This is a genomic window from Stenotrophomonas sp. GbtcB23, from assembly GCF_019091045.1.
GTDB lineage: Bacteria > Pseudomonadota > Gammaproteobacteria > Xanthomonadales > Xanthomonadaceae > Stenotrophomonas > Stenotrophomonas rhizophila_A.
In genome coordinates this window covers 19,261-34,582 of sequence record NZ_JAGXKC010000024.1, presented here as the reverse complement: position 1 = coordinate 34,582, position 15,322 = coordinate 19,261, and the positions used below count along the sequence as shown (strand labels likewise).

Below are 15,322 nucleotides of genomic sequence, written 5' to 3'. Positions count from 1 at the left end.
CCCATGGCGTCACCTCCCCTGCCCGCGCTGATTGCCAACGCACAGGGCTTCTCGCTGCAGATCCTCAGCCTGGCCGGTGAACTGTGGAACGGCGAGGTGCGCGAGGTGAGCATGCCGGGGAGCAATGGCCGCTTCGGGGTGATGGCCCGGCACGCGCCGCTGCTGGGCACGCTGCGCGAAGGCATGGTGTCGGTGTATCCGCTCACGGCCGAACCGCCGCTGCACGTGTACGTGTCCGGTGGCTACGTGGAAGTGCAACCCGGCAAGGTAATCGTGATGGCCGACCTCGCCCTGCGCAGCGATGATCTCGACGAAGCACGCGCGCGGGTGGCCGCAGAGGCCGCACGCTCACCGATGGCACAGGCCTTCACCGACGAGGACTACGTGCGCCTGCACGCCGAGCTGATGCACCAGCGCGCCCTGCAGCTGCGCGGGCTGCCCTGGAAATAGCAACTCCGCCTTCACGCGAGCCCCACATAGACGTGCTCATGCTGAACAGGCGGTAGTGATAGATGACGCATACAAGATGTTGCATGGATACAGCGGCCTTTGGACCGGAGGATTCGGTCCCTCGCTGATCCTGGTACGACGTTGTGGTGCTACGGGGGTCGTGCGGTCCACCCAGTTCCGTTTCGGAGTCCAGTCATGACAGCCATTACCCCATGCGGCCCGCGCCGCATGCTCGTTACGGCCATCGCCGTGACGCTCGCGACCCTGCCCCTTGCTGCAGCAGCAGGCACGCTCACCGGCCCCGGCAGCACGCACACCATCCAGCCCGGCGACCTGCGTGAGGACTGGACCGTGTCCGACGGCGCCGAACTCACCATCGCCGCCGGTGGCCTGGCAGGCCCTACCCAGGTCGACAACGCGAGCGTGATCGGCACCGACGTGGACATCAGCGGGCTGTTCGGGATCCGCGTCGCCAACGGCGGCAGCGCCGACATCAACGGCGGCACGATGACCTTCACCTCGCCATTCGCCGACGCTGGCGGGGTCTCGTCCGGCAGCACCATGGGCATCAGCGCGGTGACCGTCACTTCCGCCGGGCGCGGCTTCAGCGCCACCGGCGACGGCAGCGAACTCACGTTGACCAACACGACCATTACCGCCGGCGGCGAAGCGCTGCAGGTGGACGATGGTGCACTGCTGGTGCTGGACAACGTACAGGCCAGCTCGGATGGCAGCGCCAGTGGCGCCCTCGGCTACGGGCTGGAGATGGCCGGCGGCACCGCCCGCGTCAGCAACAGCACGCTGTCGGGCTCGCTGGCCGGGGTGGCCATGACCGGCGGCGAGCTGGTCATGGACGCTTCGACGATCACGTCCAGCGGCACCGCGCTGTCGATGGTCGGCACCGGCACGGCCGGGCCTGCCGCAACGCTGTCGGGCTCCGAAGTCACCGGCACCACCGGCGCCACCGTCACGCGCGGCGCCAGCCTCACCCTGGCGGGCAGCCAGGTGCGTGGCACGGCGGGCAGCGGCAGCGGCGCCAACAACGGCGTGGGCGTGGCGCTCAACAATGCCACGCTGGTCGTCTCGCAGGGCAGCACCCTGGAGGGCAGCAACAGTGCCCTGTCGATCACCGGCAGCTCGGCCGGCACCAGCACCGTGGTGGTGGACCAGTCGCGCCTTGTCTCGACCAACGGCCCGGCGATTGTCATGCCGCAGTCCGGCAATGCCGACCTCCGCATCGCCAACGGCTCCACCGTCGAGGCCGGCAACGGCGTGATCCTGCAGGTGGGGTCAGGCGCTACGGCCAACCTGGAGGTGGTCGCTTCCGCGCTGGTCGGCGACATCATCGGGCAGACCCGCGGGACCAGCAGCGCCGAGGTCAACATCGCGCTGGGCGAAGGCGCATCGCTGACCGGCGCGATCGTCAACGGCAACACGGTGGCACTGACCGGCGCGCAATGGCGACTGACCGGCGACAGCACGGTGCAGGACCTGTCGTTGAGCGGGGCTTCGCTGCTGGCGCTGGGTGACGGCACCACCTTCAACACCCTGCGGGTCGCCGGCAATTACGTCGGCGACGGCGGCACGCTGCTGTTCAACACCGTGCTGGCCGGCGACGACGCGTCGTCCGACCGGCTGCTGATCGACGGTGATACCAGCGGCCAGACCAACGTACGGGTCAACAACGTGGGCGGCGCCGGGGCGCAGACCAGCCAGGGCATCAGCCTGATCGAGATCGGCGGTGCGTCCAACGGCACCTTCGACCTTGCCGGACGCGCGGTGGGCGGCCAGTACGAGTACTTCCTGTTCAAGAGCGCTGCCGACGGCAACTGGTACCTGCGCTCGGAACTGCCCGACCCGTGCGACGCCGACCCGACCCAGCCCGGCTGTGTCGATCCCGAACCCGATCCCTGCCTGATCGATCCGACGGCGCCGGGCTGCGTGGATCCCGAACCGGACCCGTGCGCGATCGATCCCACCCTGCCCGAGTGCGTGGACCCCGAGCCGGTGCCGGTGCTGCGGCCGGAACCGGGCGCGTACCTGGCCAACCTGCAGGCTGCCGAAGGCATGTTCCGGCTCGGCTACCACGAGCGCCACGCGGGCCAGAACAGCGGGCGTGCCTGGGTGCGCGTGGACGGCGCGCGCTCGCGCTTCGATGCCGACAGCCGCCAGCTCGACGTGCACGGCAGCAGCCAGGCACTCAGCGTCGGCACCGATCTGCTGCGCACCCCGCAGGGCAGCGGCTTCGGGGTGATGCTGTCCAGCGGCAATGCGTCCAGCACCTCCACCAGCGCCATCACCGGGTATTACGCACGCGGCAAGGTGCGTGGCGCCGCGCTGGGGATGTATGCAACCTGGCGCACCGCCGGCGATGGTGACCCGTACACCGGTTTCTACCTGGACGGCTCGCTGCAGCACGCGCGCTTCTCCAACCGGGTGGAAGGCGCCGCGCTGGCCACCGAACGCTACGACACCCGCGCCTGGCAGGGCGCGCTGGAAGCCGGCCACGCGTTCCGCCTCGGTCGCGGCGAACACGGCGGCGTGTTCATCGAGCCGCAGCTGCAGGTGGGCTACACGCGCTGGAACGATGTGCGCCATCTTGAACAGAACGGCACCTTGGTCACCACCGAGGACGCCAACGGCACGTTCGGCCGCGTGGGTGTCCGCCTTTCCGGCGTGACCCGGTGGGACGGCCTGGCGGCCAGCGTGCAGCCGTACATCGCCGCACACTGGATCCGCACCGGCGCGGACGCGCGCGTGCGCATGGATGATGAGCGGGTGGATGCACGCATTCCGCGCAATCGCGGTGAGTTCAGCGCCGGTGCCTCGCTGGTGTTCGCCAACGGGTTTGGCGCGTGGGGCGGGTTGTCGCTGCAGCAGGGCCAGGGCTATTTCCAGCGCAGCGCGCAGCTGGGACTCAGCTATCGCTGGTGAGCCGCGTGGACAACAGGCCACGCCGCTTGAACCACCCTTCCAGCGGCAGCGTCACCAGCGGCGGCACCGCTGCCAGCAGCGCCAGGCCGGCGGCCCACCACGGCCAGCGCAGCTTCACCGCCGCCAGCACGGTGACCACCACGTAGACCATGAAGGCCACGCCATGCACCGGCCCGAACAGCGCCACGCCGGCGGTGGTCGGCTCGGCGGCGTGGTACTTCAGGTACATGCCGACCAGCAGCCCGGCCCAGGTAAACGCCTCGAACAAGGCGACAACGGCAAACACACGGCCCATCGGGTGCATCGGTACGGAAGCGCGCAAGACAGTCTCTGCAGGGGCGACAAGGCCGCCCATCATACCGTCTTGCGCGAATGCGACGCTTTCGCACTCAGACGAACATGCCGCCCGACGCTTCCACGCGCTGCGCGTTGATCCACGCCGTACGCGGCGACAGCAGCGCGGCGACGACCGGCCCGATATCGTCCGGCTGCCCTGCGCGACCCAGCGCGGTGTTGCCGGCCACCATCGCATTGATGTCGGCGTTGTCGCGCACGTGCCCGCCGCCGAAGTCGGTTTCGATCGCGCCCGGTGCCAGCGTGTTGGCGCTGATGCCGCGCGCGCCCAGTTCCCTGGCCAGGTACCGGCTGAAGACTTCGATGCCGCCCTTCATCATCGCGTAGGCCGAACTGCCCGGCAGCGAGAAGCGGGCCAGGCCACTGGACACGTTGAGAATGCGGCCGCCATCGGCGATCAGCGGCAGCAGCGCCTGGGTCAGGAAGTACGGCCCTTTCAGGTGCACGGCGACCAGCTCGTCGAACTGGGCCGGCGTGGTGTCAGCGAAACCGGCATACAGGCCTTCGCCGGCGTTGTTGAACAGCCCCTGCAGGCCAGTCTCGCCCCAGGCCTGCAGTTGCGCCTGCACGGCCGCGGCGAAGCCGGCGAAACCGGAGCTGTCGGCCATGTCCAGCGGCAGCGCGGCGGCACGTCGGCCCAGCGCCTGGATCTGGGCGACCACGGCGTCGGCCGCATCGGCCCGGCTGCGGTAGGTCAGCAGGATGTCGGCACCGTCGGCCGCCAGCGCCAGGGCGGCATTGCGGCCGAGGCCGCGGCTGCCGCCGGTGATCAGGACAACGCGTGAGGGGGAGTGGGACATGGGGTGCTCCTGGGTGAGATGTGAAGCCAGACTATTGGCATTGCGCCATCACATAAACCGCGCGATCCTGATTTGACTGTCCAGCCAGAGCGAACAATCCATGGACCGCCTCGACCACCTGCGCAGTTTCCTGCGTGTTGCCGAACTGGGCTCGTTCACCGCCGCTGCCGAGCAGCTGGGCCTGCCCAAGGCCAGCGTGTCGCTGGCCGTGCAGCGGCTGGAAACAGAAGTGGGCGTGCAGCTGCTGCACCGGACCACCCGCCGGGTGCGGCTGACGGCCGACGGCGCGCAGTTCCAGCAGCGCGCCCGCGACCTGCTGGATGACATGGAGGATCTGCAGGGCATGTTTCGCCGTGACACCCAGCTCAAGGGCCGGCTGCGGGTGGACATGTCCAGCGGGCTGGCCCGGCAGCTGGTGATTCCCCACCTGCAGGACTTCCTGGCCCGGCACCCGGGACTGGAGATCGAGCTGAGCGGCACCGACCGCCGCGTCGACCTGGTCCGCGAAGGCTTCGACTGCGTGGTCCGGGTCGGCCCATTGGACGACAACACGCTGGTGGCGCGCCCGCTGGGGGTGATGCACATCGTCAACTGCGCCAGCCCGGCCTATCTCGCCGAACGCGGCGTCCCGCGCGCGGTGACGGACCTGGCGGCGCATGCGCTGGTGCATTACGTGGGCACGCTCGGCCAGCGTTCGCCAGGCTTCGAGTACCACGACGGCCAGGACTACCGCAGCCTGCCGATGGACGGCGCCATCACCGTCAACAGCGGCGAGGCCTACAGCGCGGCGGCACTGGCCGGGCTGGGCATCATCCAGGTCCCGCGGCTGGGCGCCCGCGCGGCACTGGCGGCCGGAACCTTGGTGGAAGTGCTGCCAGACTGCGTTGCCGAGCCGATGCCGGTGACCCTGCTGTACGCCCAGCGACGGCACCTGCCGCGCCGGGTTTCAGCATTCATGGACTGGTTGGCGGCCCTGCTCACGCCCGAGCTGCAGAGGGCGTCGTGAACCAGCGCGCCGAACAGCACGCCACCCGTGCGGCGTTTTTCCTGCCCGGCTTCGCCACCGCCGCCTGGGCACCCCTGGTGCCGTTCGCCAAAACCCGTACCGGGCTGGATGAAGGCTCGCTGGGCCTGGTCCTGCTGTGCCTGGGCGCCGGTTCGCTGCTGGCGATGCCCTTGGCCGGCATCCTGGCCGCCCGCCATGGCTGCCGCGCGGTGATGATCGCCACCCTGCTGATGGTGATGGCCAGCTTGCCGCTGCTGGCCATCGCGCCCTCGCCGTGGACGCTGGGCCTGGCCCTGTTCGTGTTCGGCGCCGGCGTGGGCGCCTGCGATTGCACCATGAACATCCAGGCGGTGATGGTGGAGCGCGACAGCGGGCGGCCGATGATGTCCGGCTTCCACGCCTTCTACAGCATCGGCGGTGCGGTGGGGGCCGCGGCGATGACCGCGCTGCTCGCGCTGCGGCTGCCACCGCTGTGGGTGTGCGTGCTGGCCTCGATGGCGATGGTGGTGCTGCTGGCGGTTTCAGTGCCGTACTGGCGGCGTGACCGCGCGCCGAGCGGCGCGCCGGTGTTTGCGATCCCGCATGGCGTGGTGCTGGCGATCGGCGTGCTCTGTTTCGTCGCCTTCCTTGCCGAAGGCGCCATGCTCGACTGGAGCGCGGTGTTCCTGCATGAAGTGCAGCAGGTGCCGCCGGACCTCGCCGGCCTGGGCTTCATGACCTTCGCCATCGCCATGACCCTCACCCGCCTGGTCGGCGACGGCATCGTGGCGAAACTCGGCCGCCTGCGCGCGATCCTGCTGGGCAGCATCGTGGCCGCGGCCGGCTTCGGCATTGCCACCTTTGCCGGCGCCCTGCTGCCGGCCCTGCTCGGCTACGCACTGATCGGCCTGGGCTGCGCCAACATCGTGCCGGCGCTGTTCTCCATGGCCGGCAACCAGAAGACCATGCCCGAAAGCCTGGCCATCCCCGCCATCACCACGCTGGGCTACGCCGGCGTGCTGGCCGGCCCGGCCCTGATCGGCTTCGTCGCCAAGGCCAGCAGCCTGGTAACGGCCTTCTGCCTGGTGGCCGCTGCCCTGCTGCTGGTCGGCATCACCGCACGCTGGGTGAAGGCGTAGGACCACGCCCTGCGTGCCTGCAACGCTCAATCAATGGGCAAGCGCGTAATCGATTGCCGCGCACACTGCCGCCACCTGTGCATCGTTGCACTGCTGCGGAGTCGCACGCGGGCTGTCCGGATACACCTCGGTGGTGGTGGTGAAGCGCGCGCCGGTGATGCTGGCGCACAGCCCCAGCTTCTTCAGCGGATATTCGATCACGCCCGGCGCCACCACCGGCGAACCGATGATTTCGTTCTTGTCGTCGGCCGGGGCAATGTGGGTCACCTGCTCCACCGCCGCATTGACCGCCTGCTGGAACGCCGGCTGCGGGTTTTCGGTGTCGTCCACCAGGTAGAAGCCATCGGGAATCAGGCCCGGGGCGAACGGCTTGCCATCGCGCGCGGCCAGCGCCGGGCGGAACTCGCTTTCGTCGCTGTCGGTGGTTTCGTGCAGGTCGATGTGCAGCACCATGCCGTCACGCAAGGGTGCCACCAGCGCCATCAGTGCCGCCGACTCCTGCGCCGGGCTGTTGGCCACGAACGAGCGGTTCGGGTCGGTCGCATCGGCATTCCAGCGCTGGAAGCGCTCGTAGCCCCACGGGCTCACGCACGGCGCGACCAGCACATTGGCACGCCCGGCGTAGTCGGCCGCACGCGTGGCCAGGAACTGCAGCGCGCCTTCCACGCCGCTGGTTTCGTAGCCGTGCACGCCACCAGTGACCAGCACCGATGGCAGCGCCGGGTTCCAGTCGCGGCTGCGCACGGCAAACAGCGGGTAGCGGTCCGGTGCGTACTCCAGGGTGCCGTACTGGACCACCTCGAACCCGGCGCGCAGCCGTTCCAGCACCGGCAGCACATCGTCGGCATAGCGCCGCACCGGCAACTGCCGCGCCCGCCACTCCGCCGTCTCTGCAGCGCCCCAGGGCTGGCCGGGGGTACCGATGGGATAGAAGCGGGTGTCATTCATGGCGGGGCTCGCGGTTGTCACGGAAGAACCGCGATTTTAGCCTGCACCCCACGCCCCTACCAATCGCCGTGGCTCCCGGCCATCATGGGCTGGCATGACCGTCATGCGCCTCCGCTGCCCTCATGGCCCGCGAAAATTTCAACGATCTGCAGGTCTTCGTGACCGTGGCGCGCGAGCGCAGCTTTACCCGCGCTGCGGCGCAACTGGGTGTTTCGCAGTCCGCGCTGAGCCATACCGTGCGCGCACTGGAGGAACGACTCGGGGTGCGGCTGTTGACCCGCACCACCCGCAATGTGTCGATGACCGAGGCCGGCGAGCGTCTTTACCTGAGCGTGGCACCGCGGCTGGAGGAAATCGAAGCAGAAATCGCGGCGGTGGCGGAGTACCGTGACCACCCGGCCGGCACCATCCGCATCACCGCGTCCGAACACGTGGCCAACACGGTGGTGTGGCCCCGCCTGGCCGACGTACTGCCCCGCTACCCTGATTTGAAGGTGGAACTGACCATCGACTACGGGCTGGCTGATATCGTCGAACAGCGCTACGACATCGGCATCCGGCTCGGTGAACGGGTCGCGCAGGGCATGATCGCCGTGCCGGTCACCGGCCCGCAGCGGATGGCGATCGTCGGCAGTCCGGCGTACTTCCGGACCCACGCCGCACCGCAACGGCCGGGCGACCTGGCCGCGCATGACTGCATCGGTCTGCGCCTGCCCACCCATGGCGGTTTGATGGTGTGGGACCTGCGCAAGGACGAGCAGAACGTCAACGTGCGCGTACAGGGCCAGTGGACCTTCAACAGCAGCATCGCCATGCACCGCGCCGCACTGGCCGGCGCCGGGCTGGCCTACCTGCTGGAAGACATGGTGCTGGAGGACATCGCGGCCGGGCGCCTGCAACGGGTGATGCAGGACTGGTGCGATGTGTTCGACGGCTTCCATGCCTACTACCCCAGCCGCCGGCAGTCCTCCAGCGCGCTGCGCGTGGTGATCGACGCGCTGCGGGTGTGATGCCACGCCGTCACGGGCGCAGCAGCACCTTGCCGTTGCGGCCCGGTTCGAGGCTGGCTTTCGCCGCTTCGGCTACCTGATCCAGCCCGAACACGGCATCTACAGGCAGGCTCAACCCGCCCGTGGCGGCCAGCTTCAGCAGCTCGCCCACCAGCGCCCGTTTCTTCTCCGGGGCCATGTTCTGGCTCACCTTGCTGCCCCAGAAGCCCTTCACCACGGCCTGCTTGAAGATCACGTCACCCGAGCCCAGCTGCATCGGCTCGCCGGTCATCGAGCCGAACGACACCAGCGTGCCGCCCTCGCCCAGCAGCCCGAGCAACTCGCCGCTGGCACGCCCGCCGACCGAATCGACCGCCGCCGCCGCACCCTCGCCTACCCGCGCCTGCACCTGCGCCAGCCAGTCCGCCTGCGCGGTGGAAATCGTGTTGTCGATGCCCAGCGCCGCCATTTCGGCCACGCCCGCATCGCGCCGCACCAGGTTCACGCAGTGCACGCCACGCGCCTTGGCCAGCATCGCCAATGCCTTGCCGACCGCACCATTGGCCGCGTTCTGCACGATCCACTGGCCGGCTCCCACCTGCAGGAATTCCAGCAGCATCAACGCGCTGAGCGGCATCGCGATCAGCTGCGCGGCCGTTTCATCGTTGATGCTGTCCGGCATCGGGATCACCATCCGCGCCGGCGCAATGAACTGCTCGGCCCAGGTGCCATGCACCGACGCCGCACTGACCCGCTGCCCGACCTGCAGGCTGGTCACGCCCTCGCCCAGCGCGTCGATCACGCCGGTGCCTTCGCTGCCGCCGATGGCAGGCAGCTCGGGCTTGTAGCCGTACTGGCCGCGCACGGTCCACAGGTCATGGTTGTGGATCGGCGCCAGCACGGTGCGGATGCGCACCTCGCCCGCACCGGGTTCAGGCGTGGCGGCCTCACCGCCATGCAGGACGACGGTCGGGTCACCAAACTGTTCATGCAATGCAGCGCGCATGCGGATCTCCTGTATCAACGACGATGGCGGTGTGCGGCGACCACGCCCACGCGCGGTGCGCGCCAGGCCCGGGTGCGCAGCAGCAGGGTCTGCAGCACCAGCAGCGCGGCCACGGCCAGCGCCAGCACCGCAACGGTATCGGCACCCGGCAGGCGCCAGCCGGATTGCTTGATGTACACGCCCACCAGCGCCCAGATCACCGCCGCCGGGTAGGCGAAGTGCCCACGCAGGCGGTAATTCATCACCCACGCGAGCAGCGTGGCCAGCGCCAGCAGCACCACGCTCCACGACAGCATGTCGCCGGTCGGCAGCCACTGGTAGGCCACGATCACCTGGGCGGTGTTGAGGAAGGCGGCCATGGTCAGCCAGCCCGCGTGCAGCGCCAGCGGATATGCCGCGAAAGCGCGCTGCCCGGCACTGGCGGTGGCCGGCGCCGCGCGTACCGCAGCAACCAGCAGGCACACCAGCGCCAGCCAGATGATGGCCAGCGCCGGCAGGAACGCCTGGTTGGAGAACACCGGCATCCACGCCGCCGTCAGCGCGAACCCGGCGGCGGCCCAGCCGCGCGCGCCGGCATTGTCATCGGGCCGGCGCTGGCGCAGCTGCCACAGCCCGAAGGCCACGTCCCACAGGAAGATCAGGCCCCAGATCGAAAACGCATAGCCGGCCGCGACCAGCAACGTGGGATAGCGGTCGGAGATCGCACCGTTGGTCGGGCCGAACTGACCGGTCTGGGACAACCACGCCACCAGCGGCATGGCCAAGGCGGCCAACAACACGATCCAGCGCATGCATCCACTCCCGCTCAAAGAGCACCGACCATACGCGCATTGCGGTTAAGAAGATGCCATCAACCCAACGCCGGATGCTCGTGACCGTGCTGTAACGCCTTCAAGGTGCCGGTGCCGCCTACGAAATGACGCACGATCGGCGCGTGCTCGTTGCGGTGGAGCGCCCTGACCTTCTCCTGCAGGGTCCGGTCTTCAGCCGTGACCCGCTCATGCTGGCGCAGGTGCTCGATCCAGGACGGGGTCACGAAATATTCCAGGTGGATGCCCGGCGTGGCCACGTCCTCGGCCACGCCCCAGATCACCGCGCCATCGCGGCGGCGGGTACGGCCGAGCTCACCCAGCAACGCATGGAACGCGGCGCGGTCGGCATCATCGATGTGGTACTCCACCGTCACCAGCACCGGGCCGCGGTCGTGGGTGACCGGGACGGCCAGCTCGGGCGCGGGCCAATGCCCGGCCGGACGCAGGTCCAGTTCCTCGCTGCCGGCGATGCGTACCCGCCACACCAGCAACCCGCCAATCACCGCGCCCACCGCCGCGAGGGTCAGCGCCAGCGGAATCGAGGTGCGCTGGGCGATGCTGCCCCAGCTCAGCCCACCGGCAGCCATGCCCAGCGAGAACACCATGATGTACAGCGACAGCGCGCGCGCCCGCACCCACGCCGGCACCGCGGTCTGCGCGGCGATCTGCAGCGAGGACAGCACCGTGATCCAGGCAAACCCGTTCACCAGCATCGCCAGCGGCAGCAACGCCATGTGCCGCAGCCAGGCCAGCCCGAACAGGCTCAGCGCGCAGGCCACCGTGGCCAGCAGCACCAGCAGGTCACGGTCCAGCCGCGCGCGCAGGCTCGGCAGCACCAGTGCGCCGCTTACCGCACCGATGCCGATGCAGCCCAGCAGCAGCCCGTACGTGCCTGCCCCACCGTGCAGTTCGCTGCGTACCACCAGCGGCAGCAGCGCGGTCACCGCGCTGGCGAAGAAGAAGAACCCGGCCGACTTGATCAATACCGCCTGCAGGCGGCCGGCGCGCAACGCGTAGCGCACGCCGGCGCGCAGCCCCGCTCCGAAGCCTTCCGGCGGCAGGTTGGATGCCGCCGCTTCCTGCTTCCAGTTGAACAGCACCCACAGCATGGCCGCGAAACTCAGTGCGTTCAGGCCGAACGCCCACCCCGCGCCCAGCTGCGCCACGATCAGGCCGCCGATGGCCGGGCCGAGCGAGCGCGCGATGTTGATGCCGATCGAATTCAACGCCACCGCCGAGGCCAGCATCGGTCGCGGCACCAGCTCGGACACGATGGCGGCCTGTGCCGGCATCGCCATGGCTGCGCCACAGCCCATCGCGAAGGTCAGCAGGACCAGCAGCGGGGGCGTGAGCATGCCCAGTGCCGTCAGGGTGGCCAACGTGGCGGCCACCAGCAGCATCCAGCCCTGGGTGAACAGCAGGTAGCGCCGGCGGTCGACGATGTCGGCCAGCGTGCCGGCGACCAGCGCCAGCAGCACCACCGGCACCGTGGTGGCCGACTGCACCAGCGCCACCATCAGCGGCGATCCGGTGCGCTCGGCCATCACCCAGGCGGCGGCAACGTCATTGACCCAGGTGCCGACGTTGCTGCCCAGGATGGCCAGCCACATCGCGCGGAACAGCCGGATCTTCAGCGGCGACCACGCGCCGGGGACCGCGTCTTCGTGTGTGTTTACCATTGCCATGCTCCTACGACCGATGCAAACAGGGTGTCGCGGCCGCCGGCCGCGCGCAGGCCGGGACCGGCCTCGAACCAGGCCAGCTGGCCTTTCCAGGTCCAGTGGTCACTGGCCTCCCAGCTGGTTTCCCACTTGTACTGCTGGCCGATGCGACGCGGCGTGCCGGCCGTGCCCGGCACCGCGGCCAGTGGCGCCGGCGTGGTGTAGACCGCGTCGCTGCGGCGATGCTTCCACGCCAGCTGCCAGCCGATGTCGGTGGTCAGGCCCGGGCGCAGAGTCAAGGTAAGCGTCGGCTGCACGTCCATCAGGTTGGCCGGCGCCAGCAGGCTGGCTTCGCTGAAGTACGCCGACTTGGGATACATCGCGTTGAAGGTGTTCAAGCGGCCATCGCCGGGGTCCTGGTCGCCACTGGCGATGTCCAGCTTGACGCCCAGCCGCGGCTGCCAGCGCCGCGCGGGCCAGCGCAGCCCGCTGTCGGTGGCCAGCGTCCAGGCGCGGATCGCCAGGTTGCCCTGGGCACGCGACAGGGTGCCGCGCTGCGCGACCAGCTCGATGTTGGCGTCCCAGCGTGGCTGCAGCACGAAGACGCGCGTGCCGAGCGAGGTACGGCGTTCGTCGCCGACCGCGCTGGCGAAGCGTGCGCCATCGCGACCGTAGCCGAGCACGTACAGGTCGATGCCGGTGCCCGGCCGCCCACGCTGCCAGGTGGCGTAGCTGCCGAGCAGGTACTGGCCACGGTCGCCGCGGTCATCGAAGGCACCGCTGCGGTTGTCGACCGGGCGCAGCGCCATCACGTCGAGCTTCAGCGCGCCGTGTTGCCATCGCCCGCGCACGCCATCGAACGCCAGCCGGATGTTGGGCCCATCGCGCACCGAAAGCAGGCGCGAGCTGCCATAAGCGGCCTCCTGTCGGCCGAATTGCCACGTGGCATGGTCGCCCTGCCACCGCACGAAGCCCTGCTGCAGATCGAGCGCGCCCTGGTCGGTGCCGCCGGGCCCGCCGGCGCGCCCCTGCTCTGCGTGCACGCCAAGCTGCAGCAGCCCATCCCAGCGACCGCGGTGCGCCGCCACCGACCCCAGCGCGCGCAGCAGGCCGTATCCGTCCTCTCTACCCTGTATGCCGAACCGGGTCGGGTCGTAATACATGCCACGCAGGCGCAGCGAGGCATCCACCTGCACGTCGCCACCGCCGTCCAGCGCGATGCAGCGACCGGTATCGCCCGGCGTGCAGGCAGATGCCAGCGACGGCAGTGCCGTCGCCAACGCCAGGCTCAGAACGCGAAGCACGAACATCCCAGCGCGCCCCAGAACGCAGTGGGCGCGTCGGTCGGCACCGGGTGGGCCGCTGCATGGCCGTGGCCATGGGTGCGGCAGGCGCCGCCGTGGGCGTGCGCATGCGCGACCAGGCCGGTGGCGGCGCCGCCCACGTGGTACCCGCCAAAGCGGTTCACCGGCGACCAGTCCGGCATCGCCGGAGGAAGGGTCGGCGCAAGCGGGGCAAAGTCGCCATCGCCGTGCACCACGCGCCCGCCGACCACGGTCAGCACGCTGGTGATATCGGCGATGCCTGCATCGTCCACCGCGAAGAAGTCCGACGAGAGTACGCAGAAGTCGGCCAGCTGGCCGACCGCCAGCGTGCCCTTGCGGCCCTCGTCGCCGGAGAACCAGGCACTGCCCTGGGTCCACAGCCGCAGCGCCTCTTCGCGTTCGAGCAGGTTCTCTTCGCCATACAGCGCCAGTCCGCCGACGGTGCGACCGGTGACCAGCCAGGACAGCGCCACCCACGGGTTGTAGCTGGCCACGCGGGTGGCGTCGGTACCGGCACCGACCGGAACCCCGGCCTGCAGCATGCGCCGTACTGGAGGCGTATGGCGCGCGGCGTCGGCGCCGTAGCGCTGCACGAACGCCTCGCCCTGGTAGGCCATGCGGTGCTGGATCGCCAGGCCACCGCCGAGCGCGCGGATGCGGTCGATGTTGCGCGGGGTGATGGTTTCGGCGTGGTCGATGAACCAGTGCAGGCCATCGAACGGGATCTCGCGGTTGACCTGCTCGTACACATCCAGGATGCGGTCGATGCTCTCGTCATAGGTGGCATGGATGCGGAACGGCCAGCGCTTTTCCACCAGCAGCTTGACCACTTCCTCCAGTTCCGGCTCCATGCCCGGCGGCAGTTCCGGTCGCGGCTCGTTGAACAGTTCGAAATCGGCCGCGGAAAACACCAGCATCTCGCCCGCACCGTTGTGGCGCAGCAGGTCGTCCCCTTGGCGCGGGGCCAGGATCTCGCTCCAGTGCTGGAAGTCCTGCGCTTCCTTGCCCTTGTTCTGGGTGAACAGGTTGTAGGCGATGCGCACCGTCAGTTCACCGTCGCGATGCAGCTGCTCGATGACCTGGTAGTCCTCGGGGTAATTCTGGAAGCCGCCGCCGGCGTCGATCACCGAGGTGATCCCCAGCCGGTTCAGCTCGCGCATGAAGTGCCGGGTCGAATTGGCCTGGTATTCGATCGGCAGGCGCGGCCCCTTGGCCAGGGTCGCGTAGAGGATCAGTGCGTTGGGCTTGGCCAGCAGCAGCCCGGTCGGATTGCCCAGGCTGTCGCGCACGATCTGCCCACCCGGCGGGTCCGGCGTGGTCTTGTCGTAGCCGCAGGCGCGCAGCGCGGCGCGGTTGAGCAGCGCGCGGTCGTACAGGTGCAGCAGGAACACCGGCGTATCCGGCGCGATGGCGTTGAGCTCGGCCAGGGTCGGCAGGCGTTTCTCCACGAACTGCTCGGCGGTGAATCCGCCCACCACCCGCACCCACTGCGGAGCCGGCGTGATGTCGACCTGCGCCTTGAGCATGGCCATGGCGTCCGCCAGCGAGCGCAGCCCGTCCCAGCGCAGTTCCAGGTTGTAGTTGAGCCCACCACGGATCAGGTGCGTGTGGCTGTCGTTGAGCCCGGGCACCAGGCGGCGGCCGCCCGCGTCGATCACGGTTGCCTCGGCCAGTCCGGCGCGCACCTCGGCTTCGGTGCCGATCGCGGCGATGCGCCCGTCCACCACCGCCAATGCGTCGGCCTGCGGCACGCGCGGGTCCAGCGTGGTGATGCGGGCATTGCGGATGAGCAGCGTGGTCATGGTTTTCTCCGGGTGCGTGGCGAAGGCGCGGCCGGCCAAGCCCAGCGCCATCGCGGCGCCGGCGCCGAGCAGCAGGTCGCGGCGTGCAGGAAGGGGCGGATCAGGGGACATGGGGAC

At 69.6% G+C, this 15,322-nt stretch carries 13 protein-coding genes; 5 read left to right on the top strand and 8 right to left on the bottom strand.

Going from position 1 to position 15,322, the window contains the following annotated elements:
* Positions 1 to 3: 3 nt before the first annotated feature.
* Both atpC and KVS69_RS11565 read left to right on the top strand, forming a co-directional pair.
* Positions 4 to 450: an ATP synthase F1 subunit epsilon gene (gene atpC, locus KVS69_RS11570; RefSeq protein WP_217538149.1), complete on the top strand. Its 447-nt coding sequence runs from the start codon at positions 4 to 6 to the stop codon at positions 448 to 450.
* Positions 451 to 645: 195 nt separating this feature from the next.
* The gene (locus tag KVS69_RS11565; RefSeq protein ID WP_217538148.1) at positions 646 to 3,384 is read left to right on the top strand and encodes an autotransporter outer membrane beta-barrel domain-containing protein; all 2,739 of its coding nucleotides are present in this window, start codon (positions 646 to 648) and stop codon (positions 3,382 to 3,384) included.
* Here KVS69_RS11565 and KVS69_RS11560 read toward each other — a convergent pair.
* A complete protein-coding gene (locus KVS69_RS11560; protein ID WP_217538172.1) occupies positions 3,368 to 3,688 on the bottom strand; it encodes a DUF3817 domain-containing protein in 321 nt (106 codons plus the stop codon). The genes KVS69_RS11565 and KVS69_RS11560 overlap by 17 nt on opposite strands.
* A gap of 85 nt (positions 3,689 to 3,773) precedes the next feature.
* Positions 3,774 to 4,538: an SDR family oxidoreductase gene (locus KVS69_RS11555; RefSeq protein WP_217538147.1), complete on the bottom strand. Its 765-nt coding sequence runs from the start codon at positions 4,536 to 4,538 to the stop codon at positions 3,774 to 3,776.
* Between the two features lie 100 nt (positions 4,539 to 4,638).
* Between KVS69_RS11555 and KVS69_RS11550 the strand changes: the two genes are divergently transcribed.
* Positions 4,639 to 5,544: a LysR family transcriptional regulator gene (locus tag KVS69_RS11550; protein ID WP_217538146.1), complete on the top strand. Its 906-nt coding sequence runs from the start codon at positions 4,639 to 4,641 to the stop codon at positions 5,542 to 5,544.
* Positions 5,541 to 6,662 carry an MFS transporter gene (locus KVS69_RS11545; RefSeq protein WP_217538145.1) on the top strand — a complete coding sequence of 374 codons (1,122 nt, stop codon included), beginning with the start codon at positions 5,541 to 5,543 and terminating at the stop codon, positions 6,660 to 6,662. The genes KVS69_RS11550 and KVS69_RS11545 overlap by 4 nt, the downstream gene beginning before the upstream one ends.
* 30 nt (positions 6,663 to 6,692) lie before the next feature.
* Here KVS69_RS11545 and KVS69_RS11540 read toward each other — a convergent pair whose 3' ends face one another.
* Positions 6,693 to 7,610, bottom strand: a complete 918-nt coding sequence (locus tag KVS69_RS11540) for a M14 family metallocarboxypeptidase (RefSeq protein ID WP_217538144.1) — start codon at positions 7,608 to 7,610, stop codon at positions 6,693 to 6,695.
* Between the two features lie 122 nt (positions 7,611 to 7,732).
* On the opposite strand from KVS69_RS11540, the gene KVS69_RS11535 reads away from it, so the two are divergent.
* Complete coding sequence (locus KVS69_RS11535; RefSeq protein ID WP_095363918.1) at positions 7,733 to 8,620, top strand: LysR family transcriptional regulator; 888 nt, start codon at positions 7,733 to 7,735, stop codon at positions 8,618 to 8,620.
* A gap of 10 nt (positions 8,621 to 8,630) precedes the next feature.
* Here KVS69_RS11535 and KVS69_RS11530 read toward each other — a convergent pair whose 3' ends face one another.
* The 5 genes from KVS69_RS11530 to KVS69_RS11510 are packed head-to-tail and all read right to left on the bottom strand — an operon-like array spanning position 8,631 to position 15,205.
* Positions 8,631 to 9,605 (bottom strand): zinc-binding dehydrogenase, encoded by a 975-nt coding sequence (locus KVS69_RS11530; protein WP_217538143.1) that lies wholly within the window; start codon positions 9,603 to 9,605, stop codon positions 8,631 to 8,633.
* A 14-nt stretch (positions 9,606 to 9,619) separates the two neighbouring features.
* The gene (locus KVS69_RS11525) at positions 9,620 to 10,396 is read right to left on the bottom strand and encodes a hypothetical protein (RefSeq protein WP_095363916.1); all 777 of its coding nucleotides are present in this window, start codon (positions 10,394 to 10,396) and stop codon (positions 9,620 to 9,622) included.
* Between the two features lie 59 nt (positions 10,397 to 10,455).
* Positions 10,456 to 12,096 (bottom strand): MFS transporter, encoded by a 1,641-nt coding sequence (locus KVS69_RS11520; RefSeq protein WP_217538142.1) that lies wholly within the window; start codon positions 12,094 to 12,096, stop codon positions 10,456 to 10,458.
* On the bottom strand, positions 12,090 to 13,388 hold the full coding sequence (locus KVS69_RS11515; protein WP_217538141.1) for an alginate export family protein: 1,299 nt from the start codon (positions 13,386 to 13,388) through the stop codon (positions 12,090 to 12,092). The genes KVS69_RS11520 and KVS69_RS11515 overlap by 7 nt, the downstream gene beginning before the upstream one ends.
* A complete protein-coding gene (locus KVS69_RS11510; protein WP_217538171.1) occupies positions 13,367 to 15,205 on the bottom strand; it encodes an amidohydrolase in 1,839 nt (612 codons plus the stop codon). The genes KVS69_RS11515 and KVS69_RS11510 overlap by 22 nt, the downstream gene beginning before the upstream one ends.
* Positions 15,206 to 15,322 lie beyond the last annotated feature (117 nt).